Source organism: Streptomyces sparsogenes subsp. cuspidosporus, assembly GCF_039532705.1.
Taxonomy (GTDB): Bacteria; Actinomycetota; Actinomycetes; order Streptomycetales; family Streptomycetaceae; genus Streptomyces; species Streptomyces sparsogenes.
On the sequence record NZ_BAAASD010000038.1, the window covers coordinates 16,117 to 32,431 of the forward strand.

14 protein-coding genes are annotated in these 16,315 nt (G+C 75.0%); 2 read left to right on the plus strand and 12 right to left on the minus strand.

Features of this window, described 5'->3' with window-relative positions:
• Positions 1 to 2: 2 nt before the first annotated feature.
• From ABFY07_RS32375 to ABFY07_RS32410, 8 genes are all read right to left on the minus strand, one after another.
• Entirely contained in the window at positions 3 to 1,187 is a 1,185-nt protein-coding gene (locus ABFY07_RS32375) for a DMT family transporter (RefSeq protein ID WP_346177910.1), read from the minus strand.
• 96 nt (positions 1,188 to 1,283) lie between these two features.
• Complete coding sequence (locus ABFY07_RS32380; protein ID WP_346177911.1) at positions 1,284 to 2,840, minus strand: bifunctional phosphatase PAP2/diacylglycerol kinase family protein; 1,557 nt, start codon at positions 2,838 to 2,840, stop codon at positions 1,284 to 1,286.
• A gap of 77 nt (positions 2,841 to 2,917) precedes the next feature.
• A complete protein-coding gene (locus ABFY07_RS32385; protein WP_346177912.1) occupies positions 2,918 to 5,158 on the minus strand; it encodes a family 2 encapsulin nanocompartment cargo protein terpene cyclase in 2,241 nt (746 codons plus the stop codon).
• A 36-nt stretch (positions 5,159 to 5,194) separates the two neighbouring features.
• Complete coding sequence (locus ABFY07_RS32390) at positions 5,195 to 6,607, minus strand: family 2B encapsulin nanocompartment shell protein (RefSeq protein ID WP_346177913.1); 1,413 nt, start codon at positions 6,605 to 6,607, stop codon at positions 5,195 to 5,197.
• A 146-nt stretch (positions 6,608 to 6,753) separates the two neighbouring features.
• Positions 6,754 to 7,212: a hypothetical protein gene (locus ABFY07_RS32395; protein ID WP_346177914.1), complete on the minus strand. Its 459-nt coding sequence runs from the start codon at positions 7,210 to 7,212 to the stop codon at positions 6,754 to 6,756.
• A 145-nt stretch (positions 7,213 to 7,357) separates the two neighbouring features.
• Positions 7,358 to 8,290, minus strand: coding sequence for a D-alanyl-D-alanine carboxypeptidase family protein (locus tag ABFY07_RS32400; protein ID WP_065966506.1), 933 nt, complete (start codon positions 8,288 to 8,290; stop codon positions 7,358 to 7,360).
• 76 nt (positions 8,291 to 8,366) lie between these two features.
• The gene (locus ABFY07_RS32405) at positions 8,367 to 9,137 is read right to left on the minus strand and encodes an HAD family hydrolase (protein ID WP_346177915.1); all 771 of its coding nucleotides are present in this window, start codon (positions 9,135 to 9,137) and stop codon (positions 8,367 to 8,369) included.
• 25 nt (positions 9,138 to 9,162) lie between these two features.
• Positions 9,163 to 9,678 (minus strand): Lrp/AsnC family transcriptional regulator, encoded by a 516-nt coding sequence (locus ABFY07_RS32410; protein ID WP_346177916.1) that lies wholly within the window; start codon positions 9,676 to 9,678, stop codon positions 9,163 to 9,165.
• A 250-nt stretch (positions 9,679 to 9,928) separates the two neighbouring features.
• On the opposite strand from ABFY07_RS32410, the gene ABFY07_RS32415 reads away from it, so the two are divergent.
• Both ABFY07_RS32415 and ABFY07_RS32420 read left to right on the plus strand, forming a co-directional pair.
• Positions 9,929 to 11,434, plus strand: a complete 1,506-nt coding sequence (locus ABFY07_RS32415) for an FUSC family protein (RefSeq protein WP_346177965.1) — start codon at positions 9,929 to 9,931, stop codon at positions 11,432 to 11,434.
• 86 nt (positions 11,435 to 11,520) lie between these two features.
• Entirely contained in the window at positions 11,521 to 12,573 is a 1,053-nt protein-coding gene (locus tag ABFY07_RS32420; protein ID WP_346177917.1) for a lactonase family protein, read from the plus strand.
• Between the two features lie 96 nt (positions 12,574 to 12,669).
• Here ABFY07_RS32420 and ABFY07_RS32425 read toward each other — a convergent pair whose 3' ends face one another.
• From ABFY07_RS32425 to ABFY07_RS32440, 4 genes are read right to left on the minus strand one after another with little or no spacing between them, the layout of a single operon-like run.
• A complete protein-coding gene (locus ABFY07_RS32425; protein WP_346177918.1) occupies positions 12,670 to 13,662 on the minus strand; it encodes a sirohydrochlorin chelatase family protein in 993 nt (330 codons plus the stop codon).
• Positions 13,663 to 13,673: 11 nt separating this feature from the next.
• Positions 13,674 to 14,780: an N-acetylglucosamine kinase gene (locus ABFY07_RS32430; protein ID WP_346177919.1), complete on the minus strand. Its 1,107-nt coding sequence runs from the start codon at positions 14,778 to 14,780 to the stop codon at positions 13,674 to 13,676.
• A gap of 3 nt (positions 14,781 to 14,783) precedes the next feature.
• Entirely contained in the window at positions 14,784 to 15,599 is an 816-nt protein-coding gene (locus ABFY07_RS32435) for an LURP-one-related family protein (protein WP_065966511.1), read from the minus strand.
• A gap of 39 nt (positions 15,600 to 15,638) precedes the next feature.
• Positions 15,639 to 16,301 (minus strand): uracil-DNA glycosylase, encoded by a 663-nt coding sequence (locus ABFY07_RS32440; protein ID WP_065966512.1) that lies wholly within the window; start codon positions 16,299 to 16,301, stop codon positions 15,639 to 15,641.
• Positions 16,302 to 16,315: the final 14 nt, after the last annotated feature.

Genomic DNA, 16,315 nt, shown 5'->3' on the forward strand with positions numbered 1-16,315 from the left:
CCCTAGGTCCGGTCCTGGAGGACCGGCTCGCCACGGACCGACCGCCGCTGGTCGGGTGAGGGGCGCCGCCGGGATGAGCGGCGGCCGCGCGGCAGGCGGTCGTCGGCCCCTCGGGCCGGGCGGGGGATGCGGGGGACCAGCCGGGGCGGGCGACCGACGTCCGCGCCGGCGCCGCCCGCACCCCCGTCCGGCTCCGCCGCCCCGCCGCCCGGTCCACCCCTCCGGTCCGTCTCGTCTGTCCTGTCCGTCCCGTCCGTGTCGTCCGGCCGCCCGCCGCCCGGACCCGCCGCCTCGCCCACCTGCTCCACCGCGTCGCCCGCGTTCGTCCTGTCCGCGTCCGCCGGGCTCGCCGCCTTCGCCGACGCCTCCACGCCGTGCACGGTCAGCATGACCAGACCCGTGCCGGCGACCAGCGCCGCGACCACGGCCAACAGGGCGCCGGGCGCGCCGTGGCGGAAGTGCTCACCCAGCGCGGTGACGCCCACGGCCGTCGCCACCACCGGGTTGACCACGGTGGCCGTCGCCAGCGGCGAGGCCAGCCCGGCACCCCGGTACGACGCCTGGGACAGCAGCACCCCGGCCCCGGCCAGCAGGCCGATCACGGCCAGGCTGGGCAGCCCCGAGGCCCACGCGTCCCACTCCAGCTCCACGGTCACGTTCTTGGTGAACACCGAGGAGACGCCGAAGGCGGCCCCCGCCGCCGCGGCCAGCAGCACGCTGCGCACTCCGGGGCGGCGCGAGCAGCGCGCGGCCACCGCCAGCACCGCGATCGCGCTCACCGTGACCACGGCCACCGTGACCCGCTCCTGGTCCGCCAGCGCCCTTGACCCCGACGAACCGCTCAGCGAGAGCAGCCCGGCGAGCCCCGCCGTGGCCAGCACCGCCCCCCGCCAGCCGGCCGCGCCCACCGGGCGCCGCACGAACACCGCGGCCATCGGGAGCGCGAAAACGATGGTCAGCGCGCCCAGCGGCTGCACCACGCTCAGCGGCCCGTACGCCAGCGCCAGCACATGGAGGACCGCGCCGGTCCCGTTGAGCACCACCGCCGTCCACCAGCGGCCCCGGCGCAGCGCGGCGTACGGGCGGGGCGGCGTCGTCGCCGCGACGTGCTCCTGGAGGATGGCTCCGGCGGCGTAGCAGACCGCCGAGGCCAGGGCCAGCAGCACGGAGAGAGCCAGGGAGGTCACGTCAGGGCCCCCTGGGCCGGTCGGTCGTCGTCCATGTCCTCCACGATGACGGGTTCCGACCGCCGCGTCGTCGTCCCTGAGCCCCCATTGCGCGTACTACCGGCGCAGTACGGCCCTCCGGAAGCGCGCCGTGGCGGTGGCCGTACGGGCGCGCTGCGCCAGCTCGTTCAGCGGCTGGGCCGGGCGGTAGACGGTCACCGCCCCGGGCAGCTTGTCGATCACCAGCGCCTGGGCGGGGGAGGGCGCGACCTCGCCGTCGTAGGCGCGGACGTCCACGTCGTGCAGGCCCGACAGGGTCAGCCGCCGCATCCGCCGCGCCGTCACCACCCGGGAGCGCCCCAGCGTTCCGGTGAGGGCGGCGGCCAGCAGCCGGGTGCGGGCCAGGGGTTGGTCCCCGTCCACGGCCCGGACGTCCAGCAGCCCGTCGTCCAGCCGCTCGCGGTACGCCGGGCCGAACCCCTCGGGGGAGTAGCGGCCGTTGCCGACGAACAGCACCCACAGCCGCCGCCGGTGGCCGTTCACCTCGATCTCCATGGGCGTCGCGGTGCGCAGCACCCGCGCGAGCGCCACCGCGGTGGCCGGCCACTTGCCGAGCCGGCCCTCCAGGCTCTCGCGGACCCGCACCAGCTCGGGGTACATCCCCAGGCTGAAGGTGTTGACGAAGTGTCCGGCCGGCCGGTCGCCCGGCAGCGGGGTCACCCGGGCCAGGTCCACGGCCACGGCGTCGCCCCGGGTCACCGCGTGCACCGTGTCCTCGAGGGCGGGCACCCCCGCGTCCAGGGCGAAGTGGTCGAAGGTGCCGCCGGGGAAGACGGCCAGCGGCAGCCCGCGCTCGGCGGCCAGCGCGGCCGCCGCGTTGACGCTGCCGTCCCCGCCGCAGATCCCCAGCGCCCCGGCCCGCTCGGCGGCGCGCCTGGCGGCCCGGTCCAGCAGCGCCCCGAGGTCGTTCTCCGGCCCGCACTCCAGGATCTCGGCGGCGGGCAGCAGCACCCGCAGCTGCTCGGCGGGGGTCAGCGTGGCCCCCGGGGTGGCGACGCCCGACCGGCGGTTGACGACCACCACCAGGCCCTCGCCCTCGGGCAGCGCCGGGGCCGAGACCCGCGGCCGCGCCCGCGCCGGGACGGTGGGCCGCGGGGGCCACCAGCGGCAGGTCAGCGCGGCCGCGCCGACGCCCACGGCGATCCCGGCGAGGACGTCGCTGGGGTAGTGCACCCCCACGTACACCCGGGAGAAGGCCACCGCGGCGGCGAGCGGGGCGACGAGGATCCCGTACCCGGGGGACTCCAGGGCGACGCCGGTGGCGAAGGCGGCCGCGGAGGCCGAGTGCCCGGAGGGGAAGGAGCTGGTCCAGGGCTGCTTCGCCAGCCGGCGGATCAGCGGCACGCCGTCGATGACCGGACGGCGGCGCTCCACGGTCCACTTGACCACGAGGTTGGACGCCAGCGACGCGGCGGCCAGCGCCCCGACCCCGCGCACCGCGGCGCGCCGGGCGGTCCGGCCGCCGACCCCGGCCAGCACCCCGGCGGTGCCGAACCACAGCTTGCCGTGGTTGGCCGCGCGGGTGAGCCGGGGCAGCAGGGGGTGGGCGCCGCGCAGCCGGCCGGCCGCGACCCGCGCGAACAGCCGTCGGTCGAGGTCACTGATAGGTCTCATGGCACATGCGTATCCCGGATCGGCCCCGGCACGCCATTTTCCTGCCCGTCGGGGTCGATCCGCGCCGTCCGCGCCCCTCAGACGGCGGGCATCCCGGTCGCGGGCGCGGCGAGGCGGGCGGCCGCGGTGCCGAGACCCGTGGGGCCGTACGAGGTCCGCGGCGGCAGGCCCACCGGACGCCGCAGCTCGGACTCCGTGTAGCGGCGGCACTGCCGGTGCCAGACCAGGACCCCGGCCATCCAGTTCTGCAGTTCGCGCGTGTAACCGTCGAGCGTGGCGCGGACCGTGGCGTCCAGCGCCAGGTCCTCGGCCATCGCCGGCAGCTCGGTGGAGACGATCCGCTCGAACTCGCGCATCCGGGAGTTGGCCAGGTCGCCGACGATGTGCAGGGCCTCGGGAACACCGCAGCCGAAGAAGTCCTGGACCACCAGCACACAGTTGTGGATCTCGCCCTCGAACTCGACCTCCTTCCGGAAGGAGTGGAGGTCGTTGAGCAGCCCCGCGTAGTCCCCGGCCGCGTGCTCCATGGCCTGCACCGGACGGGCCCCGAGCACCTCGGGCGGCATCTCGGGCCAGTGGGACAGCCGGGACAGGCTCATGGTCAGGTCCGCCCCGAAGGTCTTGCGGCGCATCTCGATGTAGTCGACCGGGTCCGGGACGCGGTGCTCCATCTCGTTCGCGAGCTCCCAGATCCAGCTGTCCGTCATGTCCTCGATGGTGCGGCGGAAGGCGCGGCGCGCGCTCACCTCCATCGGCCCCGCCGTACGCGACCACAGGTCGGCCAGGCCCCGCTCCAGCGCGTTCAGCGGGACGGGCGTGGCGGTGGACTCCACCGGCATGAAGGCCGCCAGCCGGGCGTTGCTCGCCTTGGCGCCGGCCAGGTCGAAGGTGCGCCCGAAGACGGCCGGGTAGTAGTCGTCCGCGTAGGTGCCCCAGGTGAGCCAGCCGGTGGTCAGGTCCAGCTCCTCCAGGGTGGCGTCCGGGTGGATGCCGGCCGAGCACAGCGCGAAGTCGAAGGCCCGCAGCTTGTGCTCGTCCCAGATGCCGAAGCCGGGGAGCCCGGGCGGAACGTCCAGCATCCCCATCCGCCGCGCCCATCCCACGACGTTCTCCCGGGAGCGGTCCAGATGGGGGCTGAGCAGGGCCGGGTAGGGCATGTGGAGATCCGGGAGCCGCACCGGTCCGACCGCCCGGCGGGGCGGGTGCGCATGGCTCCTGAGCCGGAACGGCAAGGTGGCCGCCAGCGAGGTGACCACGCGGGCCGCCGAGGTGCCCAGGCCCGTCGGCCCGCCCGGGAGCCCCGCCCCGCCGGGGGTGCCCGCCCCGCCGCCGTTCATATAGCGGCTGGAGCGCAGGTGCCACTCATGGCCGCCGGACTGCCAGTCCTGCAGCCCCTTGGCGTAGGTGAGGACGTCCGCGCAGGACCGCGGATCCAGGCCGGCCTCCGCGAACAGCGGCGGCAGCTCGGTGAACACGGTGTGCTCGAACTGCTGCAGCCGTGAGGTGATCAGGTCGTTGACGGCGTCGGCGGCCGCCTGGGTGTCGCAGCCCAGGAACCGCTCGAAGACCAGCACGCCGTTGGACAGCTCCCCCTCGTCCTCGACCTCCCGCTGATAGGAGAACAGGTCGTTGCGCAGATGCACCGCGTCGGCGAACGCGTCCCTGAGCACCAGCAGCGGCCGGCTCGCCGCGACCGGCTCGGGCACCTCCGCGCCCGCCGCGTACTCCACAAGGCCGGCGGACCAGGGGGCGCCGCCGACCTTGCGGCGCATCTCGATGTACTCCAGCGGGTTGGCCACCCGGCCCTCGCGGATGTTGGACAGCTCCCACATGCTCTCTTCGAGCAGATGCCGGGTGGCCTCGGCGAACCGCCGCCGCCAGCCCGGGGACATGGCCGGTGTGGTACGGGCCCACAGGTCGGCGAGGCCCCGCTCCACCGCGTTCCCCGGCTCCCCGGCGGCCTCCTCCTCCGGGCGCACCGGCATGAAGGCCCGCAGCCGGTCCAGATACGCCTTGGCGCCGGCCATGTCCTGGCTGCGCTTGAAGCTCTCCAGGAAGTGGTCGTCGAAGAAGAACACCCACACGTACCAGTCGGTCACCGTGGCCAGCACCTCGGCCGGCGCGTCCGGGTGGGTGTAGGCGCAGAGCAGGGCGTAGTCGTGGGAGTCGAAGTCGGACTCGTCCCACACGCCCGACCCCTCGATCATCTCCATCGCGCGGGCCCATCGCTTGGAGTGCTCCCGGGCCGCCGCCAGATGGGGATTGAGCCGGGCCGGATAGGGCTCGTAGAAGTCCGGCAGCTCGAAGGGCTGTGACATCCGCGCCTCACCTCTCGTCGTGTCGGGGACGGACGGTCAGTCGCGCCCGTGGGAGATCTCGACGTTCTCCAGGACGCCGAGCGCGTCCGGCACCAGGACGGCCGCGGAGTAGTAGGCCGTGACGAGGTAGGAGATCAGCGCCTTCTCGTCGATGCCCATGAACCGCACGGACAGACCGGGCTCGTACTCGTCGGGCAGCCCCGTCTGGTGCAGCCCGACGACGCCCTGGTCGTCCTCCCCGGTGCGCATGACGATGATGGAGCTGGTGCGCTCCTTGGTGATGGGGATCTTGTTGCAGGGCAGGATGGGCACCCCGCGCCAGGCGGGCACCTTGTTGCCGTTCAGATCGACGTGGTCGGGGTAGAGGCCGCGGGAGTTCAGCTCGCGGCCGATGGCGGCGATGGTGCGCGGGTGGGCGAAGAAGAACCGCGAGCCGCGGCGACGGCTCAGCAGCTCGTCGAGGTCGTCCGGGGTCGGCGGGCCGGAGTGGGTCTGGATCCGCTGGCTGTACTCGGCGTTGTGCAGCAGCCCGAACTCGCGGTTGTTGATCATCTCGTGTTCCTGCCGCTCGCGCAGGGCCTCGATGGTCAGCCGCAACTGCTGCTCGGTCTGGTTCATCGGCTTGTTGTAGAGGTCCGCCACCCGGGTGTGCACCCGCAGCACGGTCTGGGCGACGCTGAGCTCGTACTCGCGCGGATGGAGCTCGTAGTCGACGAAGGTCCCGGGCAGGTCCACCTCGCCGACGTGGCCGGAGGACACCGCGATCTCGGCCTCGCCCCGCTCGTTCTGCCGCTGCCGGGGGAGCGCGGCGAACTCGGCGACATGCGCCTGGAGGGCGGGCGAGCCCTCCACGATCGAGGTGAACTCGCGCTGCGGAAGCGCCAGCAAGGTGCCGCTGGTGACGGCCTTGGCGGTGTACTCCCACGTCGAGTCGGCGCGAAGCAGGCACTGCTCGCCGAACCGGTCGCCGTCTCCCAGCACGCCCAGGCGGGTGGGCTCGCCGTACGCGCCGCTGCCGGTCTTCTGCACCTTGCCGTGCGCGATCAGATAGAGGTGGTCGGCGGCCGTGCCCTCCTCCACCAGCACCTCGCCGGCCTCGAAGTCGCGCTGGACGAAGCGGTTGGCGAGCGCCGTCAGCACGCCCACGTCCTCGAAGCCGCGCAGCACCGCCAGCTCGCCGAGCTCACGCGGAATGACCTGGACCCGCGAGCCGGTCTTCACGAACTCGATGCGTCCGTCCCCGACCGTGTACGTCAGGCGCCGGTTGACCCGGTACACCCCGCCCTCGGTCTGCACCCACGGAAGCACCTTGAGCAGCCAGCGGGAGGTGATCCCCTGCATCTGCGGTACGGACTTGGTGGTGGTGGCGAGGTTGCGTGCGGCGGCGGTGCCGAGGCTGAGCTGCTCCTGCGGTTCCGGCTGCGCTTCGCTGGCCGCGTCTACCGACATCAGCCGTGTCTCCTTTGCGTGCGGGGGGTTGGGCGCGAACAACCAGCACGCTAGGGGCCGTTGGGCGACGGGAGCGGGAACGGCGGACGCGGCTCATCAGATCGGATGACCGTGAGATCGCCGGGGTTTAACGATCAGGTCGCCGGTCAGCCGCCCGGCAGGGCGGCGGCGGCCGACTCGGCGAGGGCGGTGGCCCGTTCGCAGGGCCGGTCCCCGGCGCGTGCCCCGCTGAGGACCAGGCGCACCCTCTCGGTCGGCCCGTCGGCGTGGCTCCGGCCCGCGTGGGCGAACACCTCGACCGCGCAGGTGCCCTCACCCTCGTACCCCGGCATCACGACGGCGTCGTGTCCGCTGAGCCTGGTGAACCGGCTGTTCTCCGGAAGGGAGAAGAAGCCCTGGTCGAACCTCAGCCCCACCCCCAGGGGGCCGGTGGTGCTCGTCCAGTCGCAGGCCCACCGGCCGAAGCCGGCGTCCGGGTCCCGGGCGTCGATGCCCGGGACGACCTCCAGCGCCCGGGCGTCGAGCAGCCCGCAGGCCTCCCGCCGGGCCAATGAGTCGGCCGGCGGCCCCGGCGAGCGCCGGGGGAGCACTCCCCGGCCGAGCACGCCGGGAGCGGGCGCAGCGCCCGCTCCCGGCGTGCTCGGGCACGACCGTGACCGGGGCGCCCCCCGCGCGAGGACACGCGCGACGCCCCGCCCGGAAAAGGTCGTCCGGGCGGGGCGTCGGCCACCGGGGGCTACAGGGCGGTGATCAGTCCTGCTGCGCGCCCTCGGGGAGCTGGCGCCACTTCACCGTGGTGCGGGTGTTGAACGCCCAGTCCAGCATCTTCTTGGCGTCCGGGTACCGCTTCGGGGCGTTGAGGATCACGCCCACGATCGTGCGTCCGCCGCGCTTGGCGGCGAAGACGAGGCACCTGCCGGGCGCCGTGCCGGTGCCCGTCTTGACGCCGATCGCGCCGCTGTACGAACCCAGCAGCCGGTTGGTGTTGTTCCAGTAGTACGTCCTGGTCCTGCCGTTGGCCGCGGGGGCCTTCTGGATGGTGTCCACGGACTTGACGACCGTGGCCAGGGTGGAGTTGCCGAGCGCGTGCCGGGCCAGCTTGGTCAGGTCGCGGGGCGTGGTGTAGTTCTGCCCCCCGTCCGATATGCCGTCGAAGGTGTCGTAGTGGGTCTTGGTCATCCCCAGCGCGGCGGCCTTCTTGTTCATCTTCCCGATGAAGGACTTGGTGCGCTTGGCCGTGGTGTCACCCGTGCCGAACGTGTCGGCGAGGGCCATGGCCGCGTCGCAGCCGGACGGCAGCATCAGGCCGTACAGCAGCTGTTTGACGGTGAGCTTGTCCCCCTTCTTCAGGTCGGCCTTGCTGCCGCCGACCCGGGCGACGTAGTCGATGTACGACTGCTTGACGGCGACCTTCTTGCCGAGGTCCACCCCCCTCGTGTCGAGCACCACGACCGCGGTCATGAGCTTCGTGGTGCTCGCCATCGGCCGCTTGGTGTCGGCCGCCTTGGCCCACAGCTGCTTGTTCGCGCCGCTGTCGAACAGGTACGCGCCCTTGGCGCTGATGCCCGACGGGCCGCCGGCGGCCTGGGCGCTCGACGTGGGCAGCGCGACCGACAGGGCGGCCGTGGAAGCGATGACGGCCGCTCCCCAGCGACGCACCGCGGTTCCCCCAGATCTTCCCATATGCCCTCCATCTCCTCGTGAGTTCATGGGCGAGCGCATCATGTCATCGAGGGACGGAAGGGAAGAGGCCGGGGCGTCAGTTACCGGATGCCGCCCAGGCGTAGGCGGCCTCGGCGTCGAACTCCCGCTGGCCGCCGGCAAAGAGCAGCCCGGCCGAGGCGAACGGGGCGGTGCCCCCCGGCTCGTCGCGCCCGCCCGGGGCGCCGCCGCCCGGGGCCTCGCCGTCGGGCACGCCGCCCGGGGCGCCGCCTTCGGGGGCGTAGGGGACCGCGATGCAGCGCATGCCCGCCCGGCGCGCCGCCTCCACCCCGGGTGCCGCGTCCTCCACCACCACGCAGTCGGCGGGGGCGACGCCCAGTCGGCGCGCGGCCTCCAGGAAGACATCCGGCTCCGGCTTCCCGCGGCCCACCTCCTCCGCCGAGACCCGCACGGTCAGCAGCGGGCCCAGACCGGTCGCCTCCAGTACGGCGTCGATCGCGGCGCGGGAGGACCCGGACGCCACGGCGACGGGGTGCCCGGCGGCGCGCAGCCGCTCCGCGAACGCGCGCATCCCCGGGAAGGCCCTGGCAGAGGTGCGGACCAGCTCCAGGTAGTGCCAGTTCTTGACGGCGGCCAACTCGTCCACCGGCGCGTCGATACCGTGCTCGCGGCGCAGGATCTCCAGCGTCTCGCGGGTGCCGATGCCGAGGAAACGCAGGTGCCGCTCCCAGGTGAAGCCCGTGACGCCGTACCGCTCCAGGGTCAGCCGCCCCGCCTCGTAGTAGTGCGGCTCGCTGTCCACGAGCGTGCCGTCCAGGTCGAAGAGCACCGCGGGGGTGCGGGGCGGGGGCGTGGCGCGGGACGTCATGGGCACCAGCATGCCAAGCGGGCGGTCAGCCCTCCCGACGGGCCCCCGCCCGGTCGCGCCCGCCCGCCGCCGCCCGCCCCACCGACTCGACCAGCGGCAGCACCCGGTGGGCCACCCGCTGGCGCAGCGCCATCTCGGTGCGGGTGCGGACCACCCCGGGCAGCCGGATGAGCCGCTGGACGACGTCCTCCAGGTGCTCGTTGTCCCGCGCCACGACCCGGGTCAGCAGATCCCCGGCGCCGGTGATCGAGAACGCCTCGAGGATCTCGGGCACCCCGGCCAGCGCGTCGCCGACGTCGTCCAGATAGCCCTGGGTCACCTCGATATGGACGAAGGCCAGGACCGGATGGCCGAGGGCGGAGGGGGACACGCTCGGCCCGTAGCCGGTGATCACCCCCGCGCGCTCCAGCCGGTCCAGCCGCGCCTGCACGGTGCCGCGCGCGACGCCCAGGACGCGGGCGTACTCGCGCACGCTGGTGCGCGGCTGCTCCAGGAGCAGCCGCAGGATCTTCGCGTCCAGCGCGTCCACTGCCGCCGCCATGAGCGGAAGCCCTCCCTCCGGCTGTCTCCGACCTCTGCGGAAGGCGACTGTACGCCAAGGGGCCATTGGCTCTCCTCCGGCCCGCCGATGACGGGCAGGACTGTGCCAATGGCCCAGCGATCCCGGCCTCTCTTGAGCCAGGCGCCTTGACCGTGCTGTGATGACGGGGTCAATGGCGCTGCGGATCCCGCGGCGCCTTTTTCACGCGCGGGCGCCGAGAGGGAGCGGGGAAGCGGTGCGGCTGAAGAGGGTGTTCGTGGCTCCGGACCCGGGGCGGGTGCGGCTGCGCGCCTCCGCGCGCGCCGTCCTCGGCATCGGCCTGGCCGTGGCCGCCGTGGTGGCGGCCGGCCTGCCGCCGGCCGCCGCGGTCACCGGCGGGCTCGCGGCGCTGCTCGCCCTGTTCACCGTCGCCGACCCCACCGTGCGGGGCCAGGCGGTCACCACCGCGCTGCTCCCGCTCGCCGGTCTTCCGGTGCTCGCCCTGGCCACCGCGCTGCACGAGCGGCCGCTCGCCCGCGACGCGGCCTTCCTCGCGGTCGTCTTCTGCGGCGTCGCCGCCCGGCGCCACGGGCCGCGCGGCAACGCGCTGGGCATCTTCGCCTTCATGATGTTCTTCGCCACCCAGTTCCTCCACGCGGTGCCGGACCGCCTGCCGCAGCTGTGCGCCGCGGTGCTGCTCGCGCTCGCCACGGCGGCCGGGGTGCGCTTCGGCCTCTGGCGCATCGAGCGCCGCACCCCGCCGCCCGCCGCCCCGGCGCCGCCCGCGGCCGGGCGGGGGACGGCCCACCCGGCCACCCGGCAGGCCTTCCAGGCGGCCGCCGCCTGCGCCTTCGCGCTCGCCGTCGGGCAGGCCGTCTCCCAGGAGCGCTGGTACTGGGCCGTCGGCACCGCCTGGTGGATCTTCGTCAACACCGCCTCCCGCGGCGAGACGCTGGTCCGCGGCTTCCGCCGGGTCGTGGGCACGGTGGGCGGCATCGCGGCGGGGCTGCTGATCGCGGTGCCGCTGCACGGCGCCCCCGCGCCCACCCTCGCCCTCCTCGCCGCCTGCGTCTTCGGCATCTTCTACACCGCGCCCCTGTCCTACAGCTGGATGATGTTCTTCGTCACGCTGCTGGCCGGGCTGCTCTACGGGCTTCTCGGCGTGCTCCACCCGGGGCTGCTCGCGCTGCGCCTGGAGCAGACGGCCGTCGGCGCCCTCGGCGCGGCCCTCGCCGTCACGTTCGTTCTGCCGATCACCACGCACGCCGCGACCGACGCCTGGATCAGGCGCGCCCTGCACTGCGTACGGGAGTGCGCCGCCGAATCCGCGCGGCGGCTCGCGGGCGACCCGGCCGCCGACCCCGCGCCCCGGGTCGCCGAGCTGGAAGCGGTGCTGGGCCGGCTGCGGATGTCGGTCGCCCCGCTGCTGCACCCCCTCAGCCCGCTGCGCGCCCGCAAGGCGCGGGCCCGGCAGGTGATGGTGTCCCTCGACGACTGCGCCCGTCAGGCGCGCGGCCTCACCGAGGTCGCCGCCGACCCGGACGCCTCGCACGACGCCCGGCTGACCGCCGCCTGCCTCCGCGTCGAGGCCGCGGTGGGACGCCTGGTGAACCCCGCGGCCCGCCCCGCCGCCGGACTCCCGGCCCCGGGCGCCGAGCCGCACCCCCACCCGGGCGCGGAGCGGGCGCTGGCGCATCTGCACGGCCTGGAGGCGTCGCTCACCGCCCTCGCGGCGCCCCTGCTCGGGGGCGCGAGGACGCCCCTGGCGGGGGCGTGACGCGCGCGAGAGCGCGGGTACGCGGGCTGGTCTAGACCGGTACGCTACGGTCGGCTCCGACCGTAAGTCGGCGGAAGGGCAGCGTGGTGAGCCGGACAGGCAGTGGACAGCGGGCGTACATCGGATCGTTCACCTCGGAGGGCGGCGCCGGCGTCACGGTCGCGGCCGTGGACCCGGAGACGGGCGCGCTGAGCGCCCGGCACACCACGGACGCCGTGCCGAACCCCTCCTTCCTCGCGCTCGCGCCCGGCGGCGAGGTCCTCTACGCGGTGAGCGAGACGGACGACGGCGCGGCCGCCGCCTTCCGCGTCGCCGACCCGGCGCGGCCCCCCGCCCCGCTCGGCCCCCCGGTGCCCGTGCGCGGCGCCGGCCCGACGCACCTCGCGCTCGCCGCCGGATGCCTCCTGACCGCCAACTACGGCTCCGGGAGCGTCACCGCGCTCCCCGTACGGGACGACGGCGCGCTCGCCGAACCGTCCGCGGTGCTGCGCCACGAGGGCGGCGGTCCCGACGCCGACCGCCAGGAGGGCCCGCACGCGCACGCCGTCCACCCGGACCCCTCCGGCCGCTGGCTCCTGGCGGTCGACCTGGGCACGGACTCGGTGTGGGTGTACGCCCTGGGCGCGGGGCAGACCCCGCCGCGCCTCCACCGCGAGGTCCGGCTGCGCCCCGGCAGCGGCCCGCGCCACCTCGCCTTCCACCCCCGCGGCGACCGCGCGTACGTGGTGGGCGAGCTGGAGCCGACGGTCACGGTGTGCCGCTGGGACGCGGCGTCCGGCGTCCTCGACCCGCTCGGCGAGGCAGGTGTCCTGCCGGCCGGCACGGACGTCCCCACCTTCCCCTCGGAGGTCGTCGTCTCCGGCGACGGCCGCTTCGCGTGGGTGGCCAACCGCGGCCACGACAGCGTCACGACCCTCGCCCTCGACGCGTCCGGCGACACCATGACCCTGGTCGCCACCACGCCCTGCGGCGGCCACTGGCCGCGCGACCTGACCCTCGCTCCCTCGGGTCGGCACCTCTACGCGGCGAACCAGCGCTCGGGCGATGTCACCTGGTTCCGCGTCGACCCGGCCACGGGCGTGCCGACCCTGGCGGGCTCCCTCGACGTCCCGGCGGCGTCCTGCGTCGTCTTCGGCTGAGCGGCGCGGCCGGCCCGCCACCCGGTCCCCGGCCGAGCGGCGCGGCCGGCCGCGCACGGCGGGCCCGGCCGCTCTCCCGTGGGGGCCGGCGCCGTGTCAGCGCAGGGCGGGGGACGGCTGCTGGAGCTTGATGCCCAGCACCGTCGCGTACTTCGACAGCACCAGCTTGCCCACGGCCGGGTAGGCGCCGAGCGGCTCCGCGGCGGCGCACTCCGCCTCCTCGGCGGCGGCCGCGGGGAGGTCGGCGGCGACCTCGGGGCCGATCAGGTACGGGGCGAGGGCGAGCCGGGAGGAGCCCGCCGAGCGCAGCTGCTCGGCGACGCGGACCACGGCCCCGTCCTCGTCCAGCGCGGCGGCCATCACCGGCACGGCCAGGCGCGCGGAGAGCAGCATGCCGGTGATGCCACCGGCCTGGGCCGCCTCGGCGCCGCCGACCGTGGCCAGGATGATCCCGTCCGCGGCGGTCGCGACCGTGAAGAGCCGGGCGCGGTCGGCGCGGGCCAGGCCCGCCTCCGACAGGCGGACGTGCAGGCCTTCGGCGAGGAGCGGGTGCGGGCCGAGGACGTCGGTGAGTTCGGCGGCGGAGCCGCTGTGCTTGACCGCCTGGCGTATCCGGCGCAGCAGCGCGTTGTCCGGCCCGGCGAGCAGCGGCACCACGACCGCGGACGGGGCGTCGTCGGCCGCGACGGCGGCCTTGGCGGCCGCGGCGGCCTCCGCGACGGCCTCGCCCTCCCCGCCGTGGGCCTCCGCCTCGGCCTTGGCGGCCTCGGCGGCCCGCCGCGCGCGCTCGCCGCGCTCCTGGGCGGCTCGGGTGAGCTGGGCCTCGAGCGCCGGAAAGTCCTCACTCTCGCCTTCGGCGTCCACATAACCGATCCGGGCGTCCAGGCCGGGCAGCTCGGAGCGGGCGATGCTCACGACCTCCTCGGCCAGGCTCCGGATGGCGTCGTCAGGGGAGCCCGGGACGGCGAGTACCAGCGGAGGGGCGCCGACGGGGGCGACCACGGGCTCCGGCCGGCGGTGCCGTCCGGGCTGGCGGGGACGCGGCATTCGTACAGGCAGGCCGGACGCGGGCCCAGTGGGGGAGCTCATGGCGCCGCATGTTAGTCGCTTGTTGTGATCGACTGTTCGGGAGGGGCCGACGGGGGGCCATCTGTCCCCATTTGCCGAGTCGTGCCGTCCGGGCCGCCCCGTACGACGCTCAGCAGCGCCGCGTCCACGGGCAGCCGCAGCGAGTCCGTGGCCAGCGCCGAGGCGAGGCGCACCGCGCCGGTCAGCGGGTCCCCGGCGGCCTCCGTCACGCGGGCGTGCGGCAGCCGTGTCGCCAACTCGGCGCGCAGGGGCGCGAGCAGGGGGTCGCCCATGCGGAACAGCCCGCCGGTGAGCGCCACCGCGCCCCCCTCGACCGCGGGACAGACCGCCTCCGCGGCCTGCGCGATGTGCCGCGCCGCGTCCCGCAGGATCGCGTCCGCGACCGGGTCCCGGTCCGCGCACCGCCCGACCTCGGGTGCGAACGAGGCCAGCACGGCGGGCCGGTCGGGGCGCGGATACAGCTTCCCGGGCAGCTCGCCCGCCGGGCCGAAGACCGCCTCCAGGCGGGCCAGCAGCGCCCGGGAGCCGCCTTCCCGCCCGTCGTACGCGCGCATCGCCGCTTCGAGACCGGCCCGGCCGATCCAGGCCCCGCCGCCGCAGTCGCCGAGCAGATGCCCCCAGCCGTCCGCGCGGCGCCAGCCGCCGCCCCCGCCCCCCGCGTCGTGGGGCAGGGCGCCCAGGGCGATCAGGCCCGTGCCGGCCGCGATCACCGCTCCGGGCCGCTGGCCCAGCGCCCCCACGTAGGCGGTCACCCCGTCGGCCGCCAGGACCAGCCGCCGGGCGCCGAGGGAACGCGCCAGTGCCTCCGGCAGCCTGGCGCGCAGGTCGTCGCCGAGCGTGGCCATGCCCGCGGCGCCGACGCACAGCGCCGCCACACCGTCCGCCCCCGCCTCGTCCAGCAGCGCGCGGGCCGCCGGCACCACCCGGGCCAGCAGGCTCTCCGCGTCGATGCCCCGCTCGCCGACCACGGCGGGCGTGGGCGAGGACCAGGTCGGACCGGGGGCCGGGCCGTCGTCGCCACCCTCGGGCCGGGTGCCGGCGCGGGCCAGCGCGACCCGGACGCCGGAGCCGCCCGAGTCGATCCCGAGTACGTATGCCCGCTCCGCTTGGCCGCCCACCGGTCAGCCGAACCCGCGCGCGTCCTGCTTGAGCGCCGTGTCCACGGTCAGCGCGGTGGCCACGACGAGGCTCAGCAGCGGGTCGGGCAGCTGGCGGTGGATCTGCAGGACGTAGTTGTCCGCGGTCGTGAACATCGTCTTCGCCAGACCTTCCCAGGTCTTGGTGATCCGGGCGATCTCGCCGCCGGTGTGGTCCACGATGGCGAAGTTCCAGGCCCGCCAGTTCTCCGCCTTGATCGCGCCGATCTGCTGGCCGTTCACCTGGATCGCGAAGTTGATCTTGCCGATGGCGTTCTGCTGGACGATCTCGCCGACCGGCTGGCCGTCCGGGCGGGTCACCAGCACCTTCGACTTGATGAACTTCGCCGGGCGGGTGAGCACCAGATGCGGCTGCCCCTGGGCGTCCCGGATCTCCAGCTTGTGGGTCATGAACTGGTCGAGGCTCGACACGAACCGAGCCACCTTCTTGAGCGTGCTCTGACCGACCTGGACCACCGACCCGATGGTGCGCCCGTGCTGGTCGAAGACGCTGTACTCGTTGGTGAGCTCGATCAGCTTGGCCTTCTGGTTCACCACCAGCACCGGCTCGGTGAAGAGCGTGCCGCCGCCGGCGTGAGCCGGGGCGACGCCCGCCTGCTGCTGCACCTGGCGCTGGATCTTCGCCGGGTCGGCGACCGGCTGGGCCTGCTGCTGCGCCTGCCCCGGCTGCCCCGGGTGGGTGTGCTCGGTCCACTGCGCGCCGTCCCACCAGCGCAGCAGGTTCGGCGTGCCCTGCGGGTCGGCGTACCAGCCCGCAGGGGTGTTCGGATGTGTCGTCATGGCGGGCAGACTACCCGCCGCCCACCTGGACGGAAGCCGTCAGGGAAGGCGCCAGTCCACCGGCTGGGCCCCTTGTCGCGCGAGCAGCTCATTGGCGCGGCTGAACGGGCGCGAGCCGAAGAAGCCACGGTCGGCGGACATGGGCGAGGGGTGCGCGGACTCGATGGCCGGCAGGCTGCCGAGCAGCGGGCGTACGTTGCGGGCGTCGCGGCCCCACAGGATGGACACCAGGGGGCGGCCGCGCTCGGCCAGCGCCCGGATGGCCTGCTCGGTGACCTCCTCCCAGCCCTTGCCCCGGTGCGCGGCGGGCCTGCGCGGCGCGGTGGTCAGCGCCTTGTTCAGCAGCAGCACCCCCTGCTCGGTCCACGGGGTCAGATCGCCGTTGGACGGGCGCGGCAGGCCGAGGTCGGTCTGCAGCTCGCGGTAGATGTTCTCCAGACTGCCGGGCAGCGGCCGCACGTCGGGGGCCACCGAGAAGCTCAGCCCCACGGCGTGGCCCGGCGTCGGATAGGGGTCCTGACCGACGATCAGGACGCGCACCTCGTCGAAGGGTTGCTGGAAGGCGCGCAGCACGTTCCGCCCGGCGGGGAGGTAGGTGCGCCCCGCCGCTATCTCGGCCCGCAGGAAGTCGCCCATCGCGGCGATGCGTCCTTCGACCGGCTCAAGTGCCTTGGCCCAGCCTGCTTCTACGATCTCGTTCAAGGGTCGTGCCACGT